The following is a 19,338-nucleotide window of genomic DNA, read 5'->3' on the forward strand; positions in this document are numbered from 1 at the left end:
CATAAAAATTTAATAAAGTTCGCGGGGCAAATATAGGGGAATATTGTAATCTGCAATAAGGACATTTCATCGGTCTAAAATACAGGAGGCATATTGATATCCAGATTGATCGTTGGCCTATATTTGCCTTCTGCATCAATGCTAAGCTAAACCCACGGCTTGCTCATGCATTTTGGTATCAAGTACACACTTCTGTTTATGAGTAAAAAAACACCTGTCAAAGAAGAAAAATCCATCATAAGATCATCTGCCGCAGAGTATTTGACTTTTGTGGCTTCGGGTGGCGCTGGTGGTGTGGAAGCTATATATGCCGATGAAAATGTGTGGCTAAGCCAAAAAATGCTTGGGTTGCTTTATAGTGTTGAAACACACACGATCAACTACCATTTAAAAAAAGTATTCACCGATAGTGAATTGGAGGAAATTTCAGTTATTCGAAATTTTCGAATAACTGCAACTGACGGGAAAGTCTATGATACGAAACATTATAACCTGAGCGCAATCATTGCAGTAGGCTACAAGGTTAATTCCGAGCGAGCGGTACAGTTCCGCAAATGGGCGACTGTTGTTATCGAGAGCTTCACCATCAAGGGATTTGCGATGGACGACGAGCGCTTGAAAAATGACGGTTCCATTTTGGGAAAGCGGTATTTTGAAGAGCAATTGCAGCGCATTAGGGAAATCCGCATTTCCGAGCGAAAGTTTTATCAAAAAATCACCGACATCTATGCCACATCGATTGATTATGACGTGTCAGCCCAGGCGACCAAGCGTTTTTTTGCGACGGTGCAAAACAAATTACATTGGGCTATTCATGGGCAAACGGCAGCAGAAGTAATCTATTCGCGTGCCGATGCAGATAAAAATCACATGGGATTAACCACCTGGAAAGACGCACCGCGCGGAAAAATTCAGAAATTTGATGTGGTCGTCGCCAAGAACTATTTGACACAGCCCGAAATGGCTCAATTACAGCGATTGGTTTCTGCTTATCTGGATTTGGCTGAAGACATGGCGCTCAGACAGATCCCGATGACGATGCAGGACTGGGAAGCCCGTCTTGGCCGGTTCATTGAAGCGACAGACCGCCAGGTATTGCAGGATGCCGGCAGAGTAACCACAGAAATCGCGACTGCGCACGCAGAAAGTGAATTTGAGAAATATCGTGTTACACAGGACCGACTTTATGTAAGCGATTTTGACGTGATGCTGGATGATCCTGGCGACCAGACATAATATTGATAAAACACTTATGTTATCGCGCATAAATAATCTCTGAATTAATGGGCAAAAACGTTAAGCGTCATTTTTTTAAAGCAGTACAAAAAGAGAAGAGCCAGGTAATTGTACTGATTTGATTAAAAGCATTTTGCCGAAGAAATTGTATAAATATTTCAGGCCTAATGATAATGCGATCAAGGCTCTAAGTAATCAATATTTATGGCATCCTGCACCTCAACAACTCAATGACCCCTATGATTCGCAGATAGGCTGGATTGGTGAGATGGCTTTGGGTGAAGACACCTTTTTCAGTGTGCTCAATCAAAATTTAGCGACTAATCTCAAAATATGCTCTTTAAGCGAGAAAAATGATTCTCTCTTAATGTGGTCACATTACTCACAAGATCATACTGGATTTTGTGTTGAATATGACTTTACAGATTCTTCTTGGCAACCTTTCCCAATGGAATTATACCCTGTTCATTATAGCAATGAAATCTTAGACTTGAAGTCATGTCAAGATTTGCGTCTTAACATTTATAACATTGCTATCCTTGCAAGTATTGCCAAACATACTGATTGGGAATATGAGCAAGAGTGGAGGTCATTTATGTGGAATAGCATTATTAGTAACGAAATCCCCAGTCCGACTCCAACCGGAATATATTTCGGTGCAAAATCCACGTCACAAAATCAACACATTAAACATGCAGAGGAAATTGCATTAACAAAGAATATTACTCGGTATCGAATGGAACTTGCAATTGATAGATTTGAATTGAGGGCACAGGCCTTGAATACTTGATTTTTGTTGTGCCGTGTTTGTCTTCGGTTCAAAATATTAGCACTTACTTCAGCGGAATTGCGGAGGTGTACGAGTCAAATATTATCGTCGAATATCGGATTTCAAAGTCTAAACTGCCAAAGCATTGAATGTTTGACTTTCCAAATTAACTTCGTTCTTCATAATTCCCAATGACAGGAAAACTCGTGAACCAGTCAACGAAATACAAAAACATTCAGGAATTAAAGTATTCTTCAAAGCCTGCTGACCCACCTTCTACGAAGTCGACAGAGCGTCACGATAGTTTTGAGCGCTCTATGAGATCTTTGAGACAGGAGTACGTTAAGCAGCTGAAACAGGATAAATGAATTCTGATCGGGTTTCACTAAATTCGAAACGCCGCAGCCATCAACACCTGCTCGCCACGACTTATCCCAATTTCACCCGCCACTTTCTTCCATTCCGCAACAGCTGATTTGATCTGATCCAGTATTTCGTCCATTTGTTTTTCCTGCAAGCGGAAGTAAACTCCTACCCGTTTTGCCAGATCCAAATCAAGTTGGTTGTTATCCATGTCAATATTCAATGCAAGACCGTCTTTGTCAATGGAAGGATTGATATCGAAAGCTGGCGATAGTCTCCACCCGTTGGCGGTTAGCAGAAAACCATGATTGCGCAGATGGTCGTCGGTGTTGGAAATCAGGATATTAAATACCATTCGCCGCCAAAGCTGAGCGAGATCTTCGGCAATGCTACTTCCCGAGAACTGTATAAATTCAACGATATCGAGATAGGAAGGTGTATCATCGCGAATCAACTCCTCATTTTTCCCGGTCATCGTCATGGCAGAGGCAAAATGAATGCGGGCGCTTTTATCTCTGTCAAATCGCTTCGTAAAAAACGTATGATATTTACCCGCCACGAGCTCCAGTTTACTTTCGGCCATCTCAATTCCTGCATTTATCGCCAGCCGGTAAGCCAGATATTCCCACGCTGCACGATCGGTTGTATCATTTTTTGAAGGAAACTTCGCAATCCAGGGCTGCCCCTTTTCGTCGAGGATATTGGCTTTGGGTCTCGCGCCGCCGAGAGAGGAGCCGGGCGCCATCAGCATAGCTAGCCATTTTCTTACTTCCGCGGTATCTTCGTTGGATTCAATGAGCTCCGCTCCATGTTGAAGTTCGCGGACGGTAGCCCAGGGGGGCGTTGGCGAAACGGCATCGTTATCTAAAAAGGGCCCGTCCGGATCCAGTTTGAACCGCAATGCACCCATCCGACTTTGGTCATGAACGCCCAACAGAAAATCTATATCATATAGTGTAGAAGCCTGCTTCCCATTTTGCTTTGCCAGAATGGATGCCCTTCTTTTCATAAGCGTGCGCCCCCAGGTGTCAGGCATGGAATCGAGAAACACGCCGAAGTTTTCCTTTTGGTTAGGATATTGCGCGCCGCCAAACCAGGCAATATCAGGATCAAGCAGGAATTGTTCGTGGGAAGCGATCCAGTCTTTTTGGTAAGTAAAACTAAAAGATTTCCTGCCCTTGGCTTGCTGCGCAGAGAGCGTCCCGATCAGCTTCGGCCCCGCCATTCCGACCCAATCTGCATAAACATAAATGTCCGTCCGGTCCGCCATGCTAAGATTTGCCAATTAGTTTCAAATCCTGCAATTTCCTTCCCAACTCATCATCAGCCGCCAATTTGAGGAAATCGTCCTGCAAACCCAAAACTCTCAAAACATTGAAATACGCCCCTATCGATACGCTTGGGTTGCCCTTCTCAATGTGATACAGTGTAGTTCGATCGATTCCGGCCCGTTCAGAAACCTGAATGGTGGTAAGCTTTCGCCGCTTGCGGGCAAGTTTGATATTTTCGCCCAGCTGTTCCAGGATTTTCAAGAATCTGGGGAGTAGAACTTGCTTTTTAGGTTGCATAATGTTGATTATTATAAACAAAAATATCAATATTGTTTGTAATAATCAACATTTACTACACTGGATAGTCAAGATCAATATCCCCCCCCCTCACTTCCACTTCAAAATATTAAACTTATGCCCATCGGGATCGGAAAACGCACACCCGTACATTCCCTGAAAAGCCCTTGGCGGGTCAAATACGTTACCACCAGCAGCTTCTACCTTTTTCGCCCATTCATTCACTTCCGCCTCGGTTTCAGCTGATATGGAGAAGATCACTTCATTGCCTTTGCTCAGGTCGGCCAGTTCGCCTTTCATGCCGTTTTCTTTCAGGATATCATCCTTGAAAAAGTGGATTACAAAACCTTCGTCGCCGAATATAAAGCTGGCCAGCTCATCGCTTTCGTGGCCGGCATTTTTCGTGATGCCCAGTTGCGTGTAGAACGCTTTGGTGCGCTCCACATTTGCGACGCCTAAATTGGCCCAAATTTGCACTTTCATAAATGTGATGTGTTTAAAGTGTTGATTATTTGCAGGATAAAGAGACCGTGCCTGGCTAAAGATACTTGTCTTCAATATGTAATCCGGAGTTGTCCCTCCAAATGTGACACACATCACATAACCCCTTCACATTCTCTTGCCACCTTTGTACCGGCGCCAGCGATTTGCTCTGCGAAATGCTTGAAACCCCATTCCCCAGGAAAACCCACAGTACCTCATTAAGATCTTTTCGAACCTTCATAAACATTAACAAAAATGAACAAAACCGAAACTTTCATCAGTCTGCATCAGCAGGCCAAAACGCTCATTCTTCCCAATGCGTGGGATGCCGCCAGTGCAAAGATCATTGAAAACCTGGGCGCATCGGCCATTGCCACCACAAGTGCCGGGGTGGCCTGGGCGCTGGGGTATGCCGATGGGAATAAAATGACTGCGCAATTGAATGCGCAGGTGGCCCATAGCATCGTGCGGGTGATTAACGTGCCGCTTTCTGTGGATTTTGAAAATGGTTATAGCGGTGAACCTGCCGTGGTCGCTGAAAATGTGAAGCTTTTGCTCGACGCGGGTGTTGCGGGGATTAATATTGAAGATGGGAAAGACAGTCCCGATTTGCTGGCGAAGAAAATTGAGGCAATCCGGCGCGCTGCGGATAGTCACGGCTCGAAGTTGTACATCAATGCCCGGACGGATGTGTACCTGGCGGCTCTGGTTCACGAAGCCGATCGCGTTTCGGAATCACTCCGGCGCGGGGAACTGTACGCTGCTGCCGGGGCGAGCGGCTTGTTTGTGCCGGTGATTACCCAGGCAGAAGAAATCACGCAAATTGCCGCCAGCATAACGCTGCCTTTGAATGTGCTGGCGATGCCCGGACTGCCGGATGCGAACAGGCTGGCAGAACTTGGTGTGAAAAGGTTAAGCGCCGGTACCGGCATGGCGCATGTGGCCTGGAAGGCTGTGTCGAGAGTTGCCGCGTCATTTTTGGCCGGGGGCAATTCGGCGGTATTATATGAAGATCCGACGCCGGCTGTCAATTTGCAAGATTTGTTTTCCTGACCAATGCTATGAATAAGTCTGTTTCGCCCTGGCTATCGCTGGTGATTGTGTTGACCGCGCCGCTGCTGTCGGTCATTGATATTTTTATTATTAATGTGGCGATCCCTTCCATTCAGTCGGGGATTCAGGCCAACAATGCGCAAATCCAGCTGGTGATTGCGGGTTATCTGCTGGGGTATGCGTCCTTTCTGATCACCGGCGGCCGCTGCGGCGATTACTTTGGGCGGAAGCGTATATTCTTCTGGGGTATGGTCGGGTTCACTTTTTTTTCCTGCTTGTGCGGACTTTCGCAAACTCCGTTTCAGTTAAATCTCATGCGGTTTTTACAGGGAATGAGCGCCGCATTCATGGTACCTCAGTCGATTGCTTTTATCCAGATATTATTTGCCGATCCCAAAGAACGTTCCAAGGCGATCGGCTGGTTTGGGATCACGCTCGGGCTGGCTTCCATCATTGGCCAGGTACTGGGCGGTTATTTTTCGGGCGGGCAATTCTTTGTGGCGGGCTGGCGTCTGATATTCCTGATCAATCTTCCGATCGGCATACTTTCACTTCTGGCAGCTCATTTTTACCTGCCTGAAACGAGTCGGCACAGAGGTACAAAAATGGATATCGCGGGCGTAGGCATTCTGACGGCCGGATTGTTTTGCCTCATTTATCCATTGATACAAGGAAGAGAATCGGGCTGGCCGTGGTGGAGCTTTGCCCTGCTGGTGGTGGCGGCAGGTATTTTTATCTATTTCTTTTACAATCAGCAGCAGAGAAAGTCGGCGGGGCAGTCGCCGCTGATCGATAATGACTTATTTGGTTTCAAAGATTTTAACATTGGTCTCTGGGCAGTACTTTTTCATTTTATGCTCCATACCTGTTACCTGCTGTTGAGCGCCGTTTTTCTTCAAAATGGTTTGGGATTAAGCCCCTTGACCGCCGGACTGTATTTCGTTGCGCCGGGGATTTTGTTTACAATGAGCTCGGTGGCGGCTTCGAAACTCACATCCAGGTACGGCACTGCGGTATTACAAATTGGGATTGTGATCATACTGGCGACATTCGGTCTGCAGATCGTTTTTTTCAAAACAGGCGCAAGCATTGCGATGCTCTTTGTACTGCAGGCAACTTACGGACTTGGGAACGGATTGGTGTTACCTTCTTTACTGAACGTGACCCTGCGCAGCCTGCCCCCAGCGTTTGCCGGAACAGCCGCCGGTGTGTATTCAACCGTGCAGCAAACCGCTTCTGCATTAGGCATTTGCCTGATTGGCGGATTATACTTTTACCTCGCCGACGAAATGCATAGTGCAGCTTGCCTATCATTATGGCCTGGCTGCGTTGATGTGCTGCGGTGTGCTGACTAGTATCATGTTGTTTCGTTTGCCAAGGGTAGTGCAGGGCAACACAGTAGCACAAGTAGCTGAATAATGTTGATATCAGTCTGAAATGTCAGGCGGCAATGGTTTGGAGTGGTTTAAAACCGTTGCTACCCCTCTTCTTCTTGTAATTAAACCGGCTTAATGTTTCCCTGGAAACGCCCAGATAAGCCGCGATCAATTGTTTGGGAACCGCATTATAAAGCTCGGGATACAGACTGAGCAGCTCATCATACCGGCCTCTGGCATCATTGTTCATAAACGACAGCAGCCTTTTATGCGCGGCCACATAACCCCGGCTCGTACGCAACCGAAAAAAACGCTCGAACTGATGCAGTTCATTACACAGCCTTTCCCGGTCTTCGGTGGGCAGGCAAAGTACCTCGGTATCCGCCACGCAATCAACTGTGATCGTAGCCCGAACCTGGTGAACCAATGCATTATAATCCGAAGCCCACCAGTTGGGCAGCGAGAATTGAAGGATGAACATTTTGTCATCGTCATTCACAAAGAATGATTTCAGACAGCCGCTCAGCACGAAATATTCCGCCTCCACTTTGTCGCCGGGAGCAATGATGGTTTGTCCTTTTTTGAAAGAAAGCGGTTTGAAATGGGAGAAAATGTACGCAAACTCTTCGTCGGTAAAGCTCGCCGTTTTGAGCAAATGCTGTTTCAACTGGTCTTCGGCAGTCATGGGATTTCTCTTTTTAAGTTCTCACCTTCAATTTTAAATCACGCATTGCATCCCCCTCCGGATCTTCAAAAGCACGAACATCGCTTCTTGGCTTGCAATGTGCATTGTGCTTTTTACTCCACGCGCTGAGCTGCAATAGAAGCGGCACCAGGTCGACTGCTTTTTCAGTAGGGTAGTAAAGAAATTTCGATTTATTGGCAGGCGAAACTTCCTTCACAAGAAACCCTTTTGCCTGCAGATCTTCCAGCCTGTCGGAAAGGATATTTCGGGCTATTTTTTCTTCAGAAAGAAGAAATTCACCAAAGGAATTTCTTCCAAAAAACAGCAAATCTCTCAGAATCAATAAGCTCCACTTGTCGCCAAGCATATCCAGCGTGCAACTGATAGGGCAATCGGATCTCATGGTTACTGTTTTCATCTGCTTTTTTATCATACCAACAATGCGAAGATAGAAAAAGTAGTAGTAAAACGCTACTACTTAAAAATTTGGAGGTCAAACACTTTTACAAACAAGACGTTAGGACAACGAAGCTAAACAGATTGCTCCATGGACAAATCAAACGGATACGAGGAACACGCGGCAACATTCATTCGCTGTCGCTCGAAGGGCATCAATGGAATCGGCGCGCCGGAGGTTCGGTTCTGGGCAAAGTCACTACCTCCCAATGCGACAGTACTGGACGTAGGCTGTGGCACAGGCCTGCCCATTTCACAGGCATTGGTGGCTGAAGGTCTGACCGTTTATGGGATGGATGCGTCACCTTCCATGGTTGAAGGTTTCAAGCAGAACTTTCCCAATATTCCCGTCGCCTGTGAAGCCGCAGAAGATTCCTCATTTTTCAATCGGCAGTTCGATGCCATCATCGCCTGGGGGCTAATGTTCCTTTTGCCTGAAAAAACACAGGAGGTTGTGATTCAAAAAATGGCAAATGCGCTGTCCACTGGCGGGAAACTGCTATTTACGGCTCCGTCTACAAAAATGATGTGGGAAGATGCTATTACAGAAATTGAATCAATATCGCTTGGAGCGGAGAGATACAAAGAATTGCTAGCTGGATCGGGGCTGTCGTTCATTGAGGAGTTTGAGGATGAGGGGGAGAATCATTACTATCATGCGATCAGGCTTTAAGGCTAATGAGGAAACATGCAAAGTTTCCGTTAAAATTACCATCTCTTCGGTGGTCTGTACCCGCATCACCTGCCCGGTTCCATGGCCCGAGACTACACCGGATGCTTGCAACATGCTAAGCTACACCTTGTTTAATCAGCGAAATTGAAGGTGGCGGGAGAAAACCTCTCTCGCGCGTTGCCACATGGCCTCAGAAAGCACGTGCCCTTTCCCAGGTTCTATGAAAGAAGTAAAGTTCTGTGGTACACGGGCATTTTTGTACGCCTGTTCAATGCGCGGCAGAGCTCTTTGAACGAAACCAATTGGTGAACCCCCGTCCAGTTCGCCAAAGTTCAGGTGCAGTGCTCGGGGAGCAATCAGGGCCGCTATATCCGGGGTATCGCCGAATTGAAGCCAGCCAGGCACAAAATTGGGAAAGCAATGCAGCAGATGCTCGTGTTCTATCGCCGCATAGCTAGGAAGGCAACAGTTTCCGACAATACATTTTAATCTGGCTTCCAGGGGGCCAACCAGCCAGGCATGGGTAGAACCCATCGAATGCCCGTAACAACCGATCTGATCGGCAAGTACCTCCGGACGTGCGCACAGGTAATCGACCGCACGACGCATTTCCAGGACATTTTTCCAGGCCAGACTGCGCCCGCGAACCACTTGGCGAAGAAACTCGAAACGCTCATAGTCGCCCTTTGTCAGTTTTCCGGTCGGATCCTGCCGCTCTTCAAAACAAAGCGCATCGGGACAAAGTACCACGTATCCATCCCGCACAAGCGCCACTGCCGTATGGTGCATGGGATTCCCCGCCAATCCGGCTGGTTCGGATTTGCCCAGGTGATATTCGCCGTTATGCTGGTGCCAGACCGCAATACCAGGTGCAGGGCGCTGGGCCGTTGCCGAGTCCGGAATCAGCAACAGCGCCGGAACCCGGTCGTTCACCTCGACTTCATAGGTGATAGATTCAATGCGATATCCGTCTTTCCTGATGGTTTCCTTTATCTCAGGAAGCAGGGGTGCGGGTTTGGGAAATGCCCCGCCCAGGCAAGTCTTATAGTGTTTTCGCAGTGCCTCCGGCGAGATGGGGTCAAGGCCTGCCGCGAAGTCCTGTGTGCTAGGATCGATCGCCATGCCGGCAGTAGAAATCGCGCCAAGCCCCGCCATCAGTTGTGTCTTCATGAATCTACGCCTATCGTGTTTCATCGATACAGAAAAAGAGGATGTTTGTAATGGTTTACAATTTAGGAAGAAAGTGCCTAATGCTTGGTTACCAATAGTTAAAAGTTGCACAGTGGCCTGTCGCCGCAAATACAGCGACAGTTCCAGTCCTGGTTTACTTCCACGAAGTGCGACCAGACTCCTCTAAATACATCCATTTTTTACAGACCTGTAATGGCCTGTATACAGTACGATTTACCTCTGCAGCTGCAAATCCACAATACGCTTGATCGGATTCGGCCCCAAAAAACGCATCAATGGTCTCAAAATGATCATTACACGTTTAAAGGCAAAGTTTTAGCCCTCCGTGCCACGGGCGCCCGTGAAGGAAGTGTAAAGTCAAACAAAATACCCTGTGGCCTCCCAGCCGAGTCAGCCGATCAAAATCCCTCAAGAGCAACCTCCTATGGAATTTTGTCTAAAGTGGTGTGAAAAAACTGATGCTAAGTAAACATATAGTCTTATCTTCAATGGCGATACGGCATTCTCATTCCTAAATCTCTTTAAACGTCGCATTCATGACAACGCAACAACCCGACATCACTGGTCCAGTACCAGATTCAAATCCAATCAACCAAACCAGCAATTCAGTTCCGTTCCTGAACCGGCGTAAAATGCTCGAAATAACTGGTATGGCCGGTCTCGCTGCTTTAACTGGCGTCGCACCCGGACCTGTCCGGCAGCCAGCGGTTCAGGAACGGCCGCGCATTGCCTGCCTCATCAGCTATTGGGGTGCTACACGATCGCATGCGGACTGGATCGTCACCAAGCTGCTGGACGGATATTGGTGGCAGGGCGCTCACACTCCGTCGCGGGTTGAGGTGGTAGCTGTTTACATCCATCAGCTTCAGGAAAGCGGACTGGGCCAGAAAATATGCAAATCGAAGAACATTCCGATCTTTAAAACAGTTGGTGAAGCAGTTACGCTTGGCGGGAAGGAACTTGCGGTGGATGGTGTTGTGATTGTCGGAGAACACGGAGAATACCCTACAAATCTCAAAGGGCAGTGGCTTTTGCCCCGTTGGTGGATCTACCAGCAAGTTGTCAGGGTTTTTGAGCAGAGCAAGCGTTCTGTGCCGGTATTTAACGACAAACACCTCTCTTACAGTTGGGACGAAGCCAAATGGATGTTTGACAAATCCCGCGAACTGAACTTTCCTCTGACCGGGGGCTCGTCTATACCCGTCCACTACCGCAAGCCCGAGATAGAAATCGATATTGATACGCCCATCAAATCATCTGTAGTGCTCGGCGGTGCACCCGACGAAGGCGCCCTTTTCCATTGTGTTGATGTATTGCAGGCATTTGTGGAGCGGCGCAAGGGAGGTGAGACCGGAGTCAGGTCGGTGCAATGTATCCGGGGGGCTGAAACCTGGAAGTGGACCGAGCGCAATCCCTGGGCGGCCAGGCTGCTTGAATCGGTCAGGACTAATTTCAACCTCAAACCCGGACATTTTCAGGAAATACAAACGCCAAATGTCTGTATTGTCGAGTACAATGACGGTACGAAAGCAGCAGTATATAATACAAAGGGCGTCGGTTGGACATACGCCGGTGAAATCGAAGGGCGTAAGGAGCCGACGATCATTTCGATGCTCGACTGGCCAGGCCCTTTTTCTCAGTACCACGCCTCCAATTCCCAACCACACTGGATTGTTGAGACGATGGTAACCAAAAAGGAGCCATTTCCTGCGGAAAGACTACTTTTGTCCACCGGAATCACAGCATTCAACATGGAATCCAACTGGGAAAACGGCCGTTTCTCCGCAGTAGGACGCCGCATTGAAACACCTTTCATGAATATGACCTACCGCTCGACACGCGGACCGCAATTCAACGCAGGAGAGCGGCCGCCGAACGTTCCCTACATGCGGGGGTTTTCTGAGTAATGAGTGGAAAAATGCCGGAATTTGCTTCCGAAAGCGGAAATGAAAATTCTTGATAATCCAAGGCTAATCATTAACTTAAAATCTGTCATTTATTACTTCAAAATCACTTATTAACTCACTTAGTAAATTTCATGAATCGCAGAGACGTTCTTAAAAGCTTGACATTATTGCCGGCTGCGGGTAGTGCTTTTCCCATACAATCATTCGCTTCCGTTGACGGAACTACCCTTCCCTTCAATCCTTTGGATAAACCAATGCCCGACCTCCACCGCGACGCATTTGTCATGGATGGACATACACATGTTATGAGCCGCGAGCTGATATTAAAAACCGATATCGGGCAGCGTTATGCAGATGGGACTGTCGATCTGCCAAGGGCTAAAGAAGGCGGAGTGGATGCGATGTTCTTTTCGGTCTATACGCCTGAAAACTATTATCCTGGACGATTCGAGACCAAGAATACTTTCCGCGTGGTAAATCTTGCATTGGATCAGATCAAAAAGAACAATGCGATGATCGAGCTGGCGCTCACAGCTTCTGACATTGAGCGAATCAATAAAAAAGGTAAAATGGCCGCTTTTCTCGACCTGGAAGGCGGCTACGACCTCCATGGCGATCTTGACCTGCTGCGCGCTCTTTACAAGCTTGGGCTACGCTCTATGCAGCTGACCGCCCATAGCACCACAAACGCTTTTATCGATGCATGCAACGATGTGTATACCTGGGGCGGCATTAACGATCATGGGAAAGCGGTTATCAAAGAAATGAACGATCTCGGCATGGTGATCAATGTCGCGCACGCATCCAATGATGCCATCATTCAATCGGTAGCCGCCAGTCGGCACCCGGTGATCTATAGCCACGGCGGCTTCCACAAAATTGTGGATCACCCCCGCTGCATAACGGACGAAGCTGCGAAAGCCATAGCCGCAAAGGGTGGCGTGATCGGTGTCCATTTCGGAAGTCTCTTCAACAATCCGAAATACTGGGCGTGGCAGAAACCGAACAATCCAATCAAGGTGCAGCCCGATCCTCAACCTAAAACGCCGAGGATCCTTAATTCTCAGATTACCACGCAAACCATTAAAGACGTAGACGAGGAGTTTGCGCGCGAACTTCCATTTACCTTCAACGGAACTATCCCTGACGAATATTGGATGCACGTGGATCAGCTGGCAAAGGTGATCGACTATGGCGTAAAACTGGTTGGCGAGGACCACATTGCCCTGGGTTCCGATTTGGACGGCGGCCCTGAACTGCCGCGCGAAATCAAAGACATCAGCGATTTTCCCCAGATCACTATGGCCATGCAAAAATTGGGTTACAAGGATCAGCGGATCAGGAAAATCCTTGGCTTGAACTGGCTACGTGTGATCAGGCAGGTAACGGAAGGGAAGTAATTGTAAAATCTCACTTTCCTCTTCCGTTAGATAGATCGAGTATAACCATGTTGTCTTTTAAAGAATCCCTGGAAACCGCCTCATTCTGCTATAGAAAATGAGCCGGGAATCGCCTTGGCTGGGCAAGTACCGGAGAGATGCTTTGCAAAGGCTGCGTTTGATGGTGAAACCAATCTCCGTATCGTTTATGCCCACTAAAGTTCTTTAATTTTCAAGCTCCGGAACCACACCTTCTCTTTAGCATTGTGATTTTGCAGGGCAATTTTGCCTTTGTGATGGGCGGTAGCGTAAGGCCAGTCCTTATACTTGCTTTTAGCGACATTGGCTTTCCAGGCCTCACCTCCATACTCGTAATCCGCAACAAGTTTTTCATTGAGGTAATGCTTTACCTGATTGCCGGAAACCACTATCTTCCCCGAATTCCAGGTTCCGGCAGGTTTGAAAGCAGTTGGATCGCTGGGTGGGTTCATATCATAGTTGGCGCCGGTAAGCTGGCCTGGTTTCAATCCGATATTCTTGCCGCTTTCATCTTTAACGACATAGTTTTTGTCATCGATGATCTGGTATTCCGGCGCTGAGAAAACTGTCCGTGTGAGACCGGGTTTTTCGATGACCTTGTATAATACGCCACTATTGCTGCCCTCCGGGATTTTAAATTCAAATTCCAGCTCAAAATCGCCGTACTCTTTATCTGAAACGAGGTCTCCGCCGCTGCCGTCGGAGGTAAGTGTCCCATTTTCAATAAACCATCCCACTACCTTATCCTGGTTGTAGCTATGCCAGCCTTTCAGAACCTTGCCATCGAATAATGTTTCCCAGTCTCCGCCGGAACTAAACGCTGCCGAGATAATCCCGACCACCCCGAGAGCCGCTATTAACCTAAAAAATTTGAGTGCCTTCATGTCCAATACCATTAAAATGTGATCCAAATACCTTTCTGAATTAAATCTATCGCACAACTAACAACTTTACTAATTTTAAATCAAGCAGCCTTTTATTAAAATACAATCCAAGTTATTATTTTACACATACTTCTTGATTAACAACGCGTAAATCCTATCAAAAACAATGAGAATGATAATGTCAGTATCCTGGCAATCCTGGCCTGAAAAAATCGGGCTGATTCTTATTTGCACATTGTATTCGCCGCCCACCTTTTCACAGCAAACCGAGCTTGATTCCATAATACGCACAATCGACTTTAGGAAAGATTCCGTTCAGTCGATTTTCCAGTGGGTGATTACCGAGCTGGAATACGATCCGCGACAGTTATTGCTGGTAAATGGCAGCAGCGCTTATGGGACGCTCAGGCAGAATATAGTTCGTGAGGCAATTAATAGAAAAAAAGGCATTTGCCAGCATTATGCACAGCTTTTTAATGCCCTCTTAAAACGAGCGGGTTATGAAAGCTATGTCATTGAGGGCTATACAAGACAGGGCAGCACCGATGATCCCTACGGCCATGCGTGGAATGCTGTAAAAACAGGCGGCAAGTGGTTCTTGTATGATCCGACCTGGGCTTCGGGCTATGTTACCGGTTTCGTATTCACCAAGAGGTTTGATTACCAATGGTACAAAGTCAGTCCTGCGAGATTTATAGAGACGCATGTTCCTTTTGACCCAATCTGGCAATTGCTGAATCCACCCCTGTCCCATGCCCAGATCAGGGATAATATTTTCGAAAACACAGGTAATTTCAGTTTTCAGGATTCAATCCGCCTGATTGCAATGGCACCAGAGCAGGAAATGTTACTGGCCAGCCTGCGAAGAATTAAAAAAATGGGCATTCCAAACAAGCCCACCCGGGAATACGTCCAGAGCCTTGAACTTTACGAAAAAAATACGCGTGATTATCAAATTCTTCAAAATACAAATGCATTGCTCAACAGGGCGATCAGCACTTACAATGAATATGTACTGTCCAAAAATCACCAGTTCAGAAAACCACTTTGGACAGACGAGATGTTAGAGGTATTTCCCAAAAAACTAAAAATCCATACTGATTCTTCAAACAAGTTGATTAATACCGTTTCTACTGCCAACCTGCAAAACGCACAATACCAGGCCCGGTTAAAAAAGCAACTCGACCAATTTATCGAAATTGCCGCCGGCGAAGCTATTTTTATCCAAAAATATCTCTCAACCTGGAAGCCGATGAGAATGCAGCATTTTTACAAAAAATAAAACCCACGTTACTCCCATCGATTTTCTTTTATATCGCCTTCCAGAATTTTATTGATCGAAACCCGGGCATCCAGAAGCACATATATGCTGGTTCCGCGCTCCCTTGCATACCGGCTTTCGATGCGGCCAGTCAGCCGGATTTCCCGGAAAAGTGGCTGCTCCTTTTTCCGGTCTTTATCATCATCGTCGGCAGACTGTATCAGGATAACGTTTCTAATCTCTTCATCCAGGGGAACCCAGTTGATATAGTCTGCATTCATGGTTACGGCTCCAATGTTTTTAAATCTGGAATAATAGTTAATAGCTCCCGCCTGCCCGTAATTATCGCAAAGAACAAGTGTATGTTCCTTGTCTGCTATTTTTTCATAATCGGCATCGACTTTTTGCGCCAGTTCTTTCCAGCCAAGCATATCCGCGAAATCCTGAGGCAGTTCGTGGTTTTTCCCATCCTCCCACCGCAGCAAACCCAAATCCTTATACGCTTTTGAATGCTCTGCAATAAAGTGCGGGCTGCTCATCGGAAACGCCACCCTGAAAAACGGGACAAACAGAATAACCATCGCCACAATCGATGCGGGCCGGAGCCAGGTGAGCTTTCCAACAAATAGCGATTCCAGATACACCGCACCGAATGCGATGAAAACAGGATAAAGCCCGATGGCGTAATAACCTTTTGCCCGCAGATAGGTAAAGAGCGATAAAGTGAAAAGAAACGCCCAGAAAAAGACCTGGTATTTTCTGAATCGGGGATACACAAAAAGAGAAACAAACCCTGCCAGGATGACGAACAAAGCGCTGGTAAAAAAGAGCAGCTGTTCTTTCAGAAAATCGAGGCGGTTGACATTTACCAGTTGTGTTTTTTTCAGCAATGCCATGTGATGGAGTACCGGGAAATTGTTTTGATACTGCCAGATCAGGTTAGGCAAAATGATGACCAATGCAACAATCGCAGCGATATACAGCTGTTTGTTGGCAAATATTTTACGTTGGGAAGTAATCAGCAGGGCAGGGACAAGACCAGCCAGCAGGAACACAATATTGTATTTATTTAAAAAGCCGATCCCTATACCAATTGCGGCCAGGTAAAGCCATTTGTTTTCTTCTGTCCTGATAAACTGGATAACAGAAAAATAGAGCAGCGTCCAGCTCAGCACATCTACTGAAGTAGGCTGATAAAGCATGTTGATCCGCAAAAGAACGGACAACGTGATAGCGGCCGCACCCAAAATAAGTGCAAACAAACCGCCCCCCAGAGACTCGATCGCTTTCCAGATCACAACCATGGTGAGCACACCGAACAGCACAGGAAAAAGCTTCACCCAAAACTCCGAATTTCCGAGTAAAAGTATCACATAAGAAGTCCAGGAGGTAAAAGGAGGAACCGACAAATACCCCCAGGCCAGGTGCTTACCCTGGTCAAGATGCAAATATTCGTCGCGGTGCAAATCGTATTCAGGTGCAATAATGATCCAGTGCAGCACGAGCTTGACCAGAATAAAAAACCAGAGAATCAATGTTTTCTTTGCCAAGCCGCAGAGGTTTGTATTTTAAAATCAAAAATAAACTATTACTTGTATACAATTGCCCGATCAGTGATAACAAACTCGCAAATTCAGTCCGGAAATAATTGGAAATCATTATTAAAGCGCACGAAAATTCCGGACATTGCAAAATCCAGATTTACACCTACATAATCTATGAAAATCACATTTTTTTCGGCCAAGCCTTACGACAGGCAGTTTTTTGACCGGTACAACGAAGAATTTGGCTTCGATATGGAATATTTTGAAACCCACCTTGGCCCACATATCGTCAATGCCGTTGAAGGTGCGGATGCAGTCTGCGTTTTTGTCAATGACAAAGTCAATGCAGAAGTAATATCCGTCCTCGCCAAAAAAGGCGTCAGAATTATTGCGCTGCGTTGTGCAGGATTTAATAATGTAGACCTCGATGCCGCCAGATCGAATGGTATCAGAGTTTGCCGCGTGCCTGAATACTCACCCGAAGCGATCGCTGAGCATACCGTCGCTATGATCCTGACTTTGAACCGAAAAACACACAAAGCGTATAACCGTGTCCGGGAACAGAATTTCTCATTAAACGGGCTTCTGGGTTTTAACCTTCACGGCAAAACAATGGGGGTAATAGGGACTGGTAAAATCGGGAAGGCCTTTTGCCGGATTATGCTGGGCTTTGGTTGTAAAGTAGTTGCCTACGACCTGTTTCCAAACAAAGATCTGGAAAGCGAAGGAATAACATACATGTCTTTTGATGGCATTTTAAAAGAATCTGACATAATTTCCCTGCATTGCCCCCTCACTCCCGAGAACCACTATATGATCAATAAGGAGACCCTGGCTTCTATGAAAAAGGGAGTAGTTTTGATCAATACAAGCCGCGGCGGACTCATCAATACTGCGGATATCATCCATGCGTTGAAATCCAAGCAGGTTGCTTACCTGGGAATTGATGTATATGAGCAGGAGGAAAAATTATTTTTCAAAGACCTTTCCGGTAATATCATCGACGATGACAATATTCAGCGCCTGATGAGCTTTCCCAATGTGCTGGTTACGGCACATCAGGCTTTCTTCACCGAGGAAGCCCTTTCACAGATAGCCCAGGTAACGCTCAACAATATCCGTCAGCTCGGAAAAGGAAGCGAACCGCAAACCCCCTCCGCTGTACTTGTATGATAGTTTTTTGGTGATAAAGGCCGGTAATTCAGTTCAATTCACTCCTCTGAATTACCCACATCCAGTTGGTGGGCCAAAATTCTGAATTGATTTTTTCGTGGCTTATCAGTTCTTCTCCCACCACTTCGAAGCCCGTCAACTTACCCCCCTTGCTCTCGACGTCCACGCGTGCATAATTCTGCAATTGGATCCATGTCTGTGATGAAATGAGTTCTTCAGATATAAAACTCAGAAGCCGCCACTGAGGATTAGGAGCGTTAACAACATAGTGAAACAACAGATAACGTTTGAAACTGTCATTCGTTAACGATAAAACTGTGTGTTTACAATCATCATTTCTCATAACTGTTACGTTTAGATCATGAGAGAAAAAGCTTGAATAGTACAGATATTTATATTGGTCCCCTACCGCTCAGTGAGTAGTGGATATGGGTGATGACATATGATAAATGTATTTGGTACACATTTTTTCTTCTTCGTACAACCAAGTATATCCTTTAAATTTTAGATACTTTTTTACAATGATTACGCTCCACTTTATTAAAGACGACTGGGTTAAAGAAAAAAATGGCTACAGAATCATGAAAATTGATGAGTATCAAATTGTTGAAATTCCTCATTATGAAAATGGAGATCTATCGTCTCCTTCCTATAAAAGAGCCTATAATGGTAAAGTTTGGTGTACCTGGATAAATGAAAACAAGACGATTGTCACGCAGCCCTTTTTTGAATCTGAGCTGGAATTGGTAAAAACATAAGTACCGCTTTCGATAATCTTGTGTGAGAGAACAACTTATCTTGGAACTGAAATTTGTTTTGGTCTGACGCTGGCAGTATCTATCTGGCTACCATCTTTTTTACGACCGCGACGTTTTCCTTTATCATTGTCGACTTTCCTGTCTAATAAAGGTACCAGTGTATCATGGATAATGGCACCAGATCTTGAAGCCTTTATCAATGTATCTTCGGAGGGGCTATTGGGGATGCGAACCGGAGATTGGGGATAATTGAAATCTGTCTTTTTATCTCCATCGGTGTCCGCCGGCTGCTGAGTTGGATCGGTCGTCGGCGTATTGTTCTGTGCATAGGAGGCACCTGTGAACATCAGGAAAATCAGGATCGGAAACACGGAAAAACTTTTCATATCTACCTGGTTTATAGTTGTGTTACAACGAGACGTAACACAGACACTATAAAACTGTTCCAGCGCTACTGCTGGTACCAGGTTAGGCAGATTGCTTTTATGTTCTATTGGTAAATGGATCGAGCACCTGTTTTATTCCAGAATTCTATCAAAT

The 19,338-nt window shown here is 46.3% G+C and carries 20 protein-coding genes; 10 read left to right on the forward strand and 10 right to left on the reverse strand.

The genetic code is table 11. The features are described 5' to 3' along the window. Positions 1-165 precede the first annotated feature (165 nt). Entirely contained in the window at positions 166-1,236 is a 1,071-nt protein-coding gene (locus FBF61_RS24055) for a virulence RhuM family protein (RefSeq protein ID WP_229215192.1), read from the forward strand. Between the two features lie 118 nt (positions 1,237-1,354). Beyond that, positions 1,355-2,026, forward strand: a complete 672-nt coding sequence (locus tag FBF61_RS24060; RefSeq protein WP_138482143.1) for a DUF2971 domain-containing protein — start codon at positions 1,355-1,357, stop codon at positions 2,024-2,026. Positions 2,027-2,390: 364 nt separating this feature from the next. Here the strand turns inward: FBF61_RS24060 and FBF61_RS24065 are convergent, their stop codons facing one another. The 3 genes from FBF61_RS24065 to FBF61_RS24075 all read right to left on the reverse strand — a co-directional run bounded on the left by FBF61_RS24065 (position 2,391) and on the right by FBF61_RS24075 (position 4,419). After that, complete coding sequence (locus tag FBF61_RS24065) at positions 2,391-3,638, reverse strand: type II toxin-antitoxin system HipA family toxin (RefSeq protein ID WP_138482761.1); 1,248 nt, start codon at positions 3,636-3,638, stop codon at positions 2,391-2,393. A gap of 1 nt (position 3,639) precedes the next feature. Next, the gene (locus FBF61_RS24070) at positions 3,640-3,900 is read right to left on the reverse strand and encodes a helix-turn-helix domain-containing protein (RefSeq protein WP_229215193.1); all 261 of its coding nucleotides are present in this window, start codon (positions 3,898-3,900) and stop codon (positions 3,640-3,642) included. A 126-nt stretch (positions 3,901-4,026) separates the two neighbouring features. Further along, positions 4,027-4,419, reverse strand: a complete 393-nt coding sequence (locus FBF61_RS24075) for a VOC family protein (RefSeq protein ID WP_138482147.1) — start codon at positions 4,417-4,419, stop codon at positions 4,027-4,029. Positions 4,420-4,674: 255 nt separating this feature from the next. On the opposite strand from FBF61_RS24075, the gene FBF61_RS24080 reads away from it, so the two are divergent. Beyond that, on the forward strand, positions 4,675-5,472 hold the full coding sequence (locus FBF61_RS24080; RefSeq protein WP_138482148.1) for an isocitrate lyase/PEP mutase family protein: 798 nt from the start codon (positions 4,675-4,677) through the stop codon (positions 5,470-5,472). 8 nt (positions 5,473-5,480) lie between these two features. Continuing rightward, positions 5,481-6,827: an MFS transporter gene (locus FBF61_RS24085; RefSeq protein WP_138482149.1), complete on the forward strand. Its 1,347-nt coding sequence runs from the start codon at positions 5,481-5,483 to the stop codon at positions 6,825-6,827. Between the two features lie 85 nt (positions 6,828-6,912). Here FBF61_RS24085 and FBF61_RS24090 read toward each other — a convergent pair whose 3' ends face one another. Together FBF61_RS24090 and FBF61_RS24095 are read right to left on the reverse strand one after the other, a co-directional pair. Continuing rightward, complete coding sequence (locus tag FBF61_RS24090) at positions 6,913-7,533, reverse strand: Crp/Fnr family transcriptional regulator (protein ID WP_138482150.1); 621 nt, start codon at positions 7,531-7,533, stop codon at positions 6,913-6,915. Between the two features lie 13 nt (positions 7,534-7,546). After that, positions 7,547-7,936, reverse strand: a complete 390-nt coding sequence (locus tag FBF61_RS24095) for a winged helix-turn-helix transcriptional regulator (protein ID WP_166444603.1) — start codon at positions 7,934-7,936, stop codon at positions 7,547-7,549. A gap of 144 nt (positions 7,937-8,080) precedes the next feature. On the opposite strand from FBF61_RS24095, the gene FBF61_RS24100 reads away from it, so the two are divergent. After that, on the forward strand, positions 8,081-8,662 hold the full coding sequence (locus FBF61_RS24100) for a class I SAM-dependent methyltransferase (RefSeq protein ID WP_138482152.1): 582 nt from the start codon (positions 8,081-8,083) through the stop codon (positions 8,660-8,662). A 135-nt stretch (positions 8,663-8,797) separates the two neighbouring features. On the opposite strand, the gene FBF61_RS24105 is transcribed toward FBF61_RS24100, so the two are convergent. Continuing rightward, the gene (locus tag FBF61_RS24105) at positions 8,798-9,832 is read right to left on the reverse strand and encodes a dienelactone hydrolase family protein (RefSeq protein WP_229215194.1); all 1,035 of its coding nucleotides are present in this window, start codon (positions 9,830-9,832) and stop codon (positions 8,798-8,800) included. 557 nt (positions 9,833-10,389) lie between these two features. Between FBF61_RS24105 and FBF61_RS24110 the strand changes: the two genes are divergently transcribed. Then, a complete protein-coding gene (locus tag FBF61_RS24110; protein WP_229215195.1) occupies positions 10,390-11,760 on the forward strand; it encodes a hypothetical protein in 1,371 nt (456 codons plus the stop codon). Between the two features lie 131 nt (positions 11,761-11,891). Next, positions 11,892-13,160, forward strand: coding sequence for a dipeptidase (locus tag FBF61_RS24115; protein WP_138482154.1), 1,269 nt, complete (start codon positions 11,892-11,894; stop codon positions 13,158-13,160). A gap of 194 nt (positions 13,161-13,354) precedes the next feature. On the opposite strand, the gene FBF61_RS24120 is transcribed toward FBF61_RS24115, so the two are convergent. Next, entirely contained in the window at positions 13,355-14,062 is a 708-nt protein-coding gene (locus FBF61_RS24120) for a 3-keto-disaccharide hydrolase (RefSeq protein ID WP_138482155.1), read from the reverse strand. Positions 14,063-14,240: 178 nt separating this feature from the next. On the opposite strand from FBF61_RS24120, the gene FBF61_RS24125 reads away from it, so the two are divergent. Beyond that, on the forward strand, positions 14,241-15,344 hold the full coding sequence (locus FBF61_RS24125; RefSeq protein WP_166444604.1) for a transglutaminase domain-containing protein: 1,104 nt from the start codon (positions 14,241-14,243) through the stop codon (positions 15,342-15,344). Positions 15,345-15,352: 8 nt separating this feature from the next. On the opposite strand, the gene FBF61_RS24130 is transcribed toward FBF61_RS24125, so the two are convergent. Continuing rightward, positions 15,353-16,873: an ArnT family glycosyltransferase gene (locus tag FBF61_RS24130; RefSeq protein ID WP_138482159.1), complete on the reverse strand. Its 1,521-nt coding sequence runs from the start codon at positions 16,871-16,873 to the stop codon at positions 15,353-15,355. 168 nt (positions 16,874-17,041) lie between these two features. Here FBF61_RS24130 and FBF61_RS24135 point away from each other — a divergent pair, with 168 nt between their 5' ends. Continuing rightward, on the forward strand, positions 17,042-18,040 hold the full coding sequence (locus tag FBF61_RS24135; protein ID WP_138482161.1) for a 2-hydroxyacid dehydrogenase: 999 nt from the start codon (positions 17,042-17,044) through the stop codon (positions 18,038-18,040). A 28-nt stretch (positions 18,041-18,068) separates the two neighbouring features. Here FBF61_RS24135 and FBF61_RS24140 read toward each other — a convergent pair whose 3' ends face one another. After that, positions 18,069-18,383 carry a hypothetical protein gene (locus tag FBF61_RS24140; protein WP_138482163.1) on the reverse strand — a complete coding sequence of 105 codons (315 nt, stop codon included), beginning with the start codon at positions 18,381-18,383 and terminating at the stop codon, positions 18,069-18,071. A gap of 238 nt (positions 18,384-18,621) precedes the next feature. Between FBF61_RS24140 and FBF61_RS24145 the strand changes: the two genes are divergently transcribed. Next, entirely contained in the window at positions 18,622-18,798 is a 177-nt protein-coding gene (locus FBF61_RS24145; protein WP_229215196.1) for a hypothetical protein, read from the forward strand. A gap of 35 nt (positions 18,799-18,833) precedes the next feature. Here the strand turns inward: FBF61_RS24145 and FBF61_RS24150 are convergent, their stop codons facing one another. Further along, positions 18,834-19,184: a hypothetical protein gene (locus tag FBF61_RS24150; RefSeq protein ID WP_138482167.1), complete on the reverse strand. Its 351-nt coding sequence runs from the start codon at positions 19,182-19,184 to the stop codon at positions 18,834-18,836. Between the last annotated feature and the right edge of the window lie 154 nt (positions 19,185-19,338).

Source organism: Dyadobacter bucti (assembly GCF_005869225.1).
Classification (GTDB): Bacteria; Bacteroidota; Bacteroidia; order Cytophagales; family Spirosomataceae; genus Dyadobacter; species Dyadobacter bucti.

Excerpts from the sequence above, each read along its gene's own strand:
- FBF61_RS24055 (WP_229215192.1), top strand. The coding sequence starts at position 166 with ATGCATTTTGGTATCAAGTACACACTTCTGTTTATGAGTAAAAAAACA.
- FBF61_RS24065 (WP_138482761.1), bottom strand. The coding sequence starts at position 3,638 with ATGGCGGACCGGACGGACATTTATGTTTATGCAGATTGGGTCGGAATG.
- FBF61_RS24075 (WP_138482147.1), bottom strand. The coding sequence starts at position 4,419 with ATGAAAGTGCAAATTTGGGCCAATTTAGGCGTCGCAAATGTGGAGCGC.
- FBF61_RS24080 (WP_138482148.1), top strand. The coding sequence starts at position 4,675 with ATGAACAAAACCGAAACTTTCATCAGTCTGCATCAGCAGGCCAAAACG.
- FBF61_RS24085 (WP_138482149.1), top strand. The coding sequence starts at position 5,481 with ATGAATAAGTCTGTTTCGCCCTGGCTATCGCTGGTGATTGTGTTGACC.
- FBF61_RS24090 (WP_138482150.1), bottom strand. The coding sequence starts at position 7,533 with ATGACTGCCGAAGACCAGTTGAAACAGCATTTGCTCAAAACGGCGAGC.
- FBF61_RS24095 (WP_166444603.1), bottom strand. The coding sequence starts at position 7,936 with ATGAGATCCGATTGCCCTATCAGTTGCACGCTGGATATGCTTGGCGAC.
- FBF61_RS24100 (WP_138482152.1), top strand. The coding sequence starts at position 8,081 with ATGGACAAATCAAACGGATACGAGGAACACGCGGCAACATTCATTCGC.
- FBF61_RS24105 (WP_229215194.1), bottom strand. The coding sequence starts at position 9,832 with ATGAAGACACAACTGATGGCGGGGCTTGGCGCGATTTCTACTGCCGGC.
- FBF61_RS24110 (WP_229215195.1), top strand. The coding sequence starts at position 10,390 with ATGACAACGCAACAACCCGACATCACTGGTCCAGTACCAGATTCAAAT.
- FBF61_RS24115 (WP_138482154.1), top strand. The coding sequence starts at position 11,892 with ATGAATCGCAGAGACGTTCTTAAAAGCTTGACATTATTGCCGGCTGCG.
- FBF61_RS24120 (WP_138482155.1), bottom strand. The coding sequence starts at position 14,062 with ATGAAGGCACTCAAATTTTTTAGGTTAATAGCGGCTCTCGGGGTGGTC.
- FBF61_RS24125 (WP_166444604.1), top strand. The coding sequence starts at position 14,241 with ATGTCAGTATCCTGGCAATCCTGGCCTGAAAAAATCGGGCTGATTCTT.
- FBF61_RS24135 (WP_138482161.1), top strand. The coding sequence starts at position 17,042 with ATGAAAATCACATTTTTTTCGGCCAAGCCTTACGACAGGCAGTTTTTT.
- FBF61_RS24140 (WP_138482163.1), bottom strand. The coding sequence starts at position 18,383 with ATGAGAAATGATGATTGTAAACACACAGTTTTATCGTTAACGAATGAC.
- FBF61_RS24145 (WP_229215196.1), top strand. The coding sequence starts at position 18,622 with ATGAAAATTGATGAGTATCAAATTGTTGAAATTCCTCATTATGAAAAT.
- FBF61_RS24150 (WP_138482167.1), bottom strand. The coding sequence starts at position 19,184 with ATGAAAAGTTTTTCCGTGTTTCCGATCCTGATTTTCCTGATGTTCACA.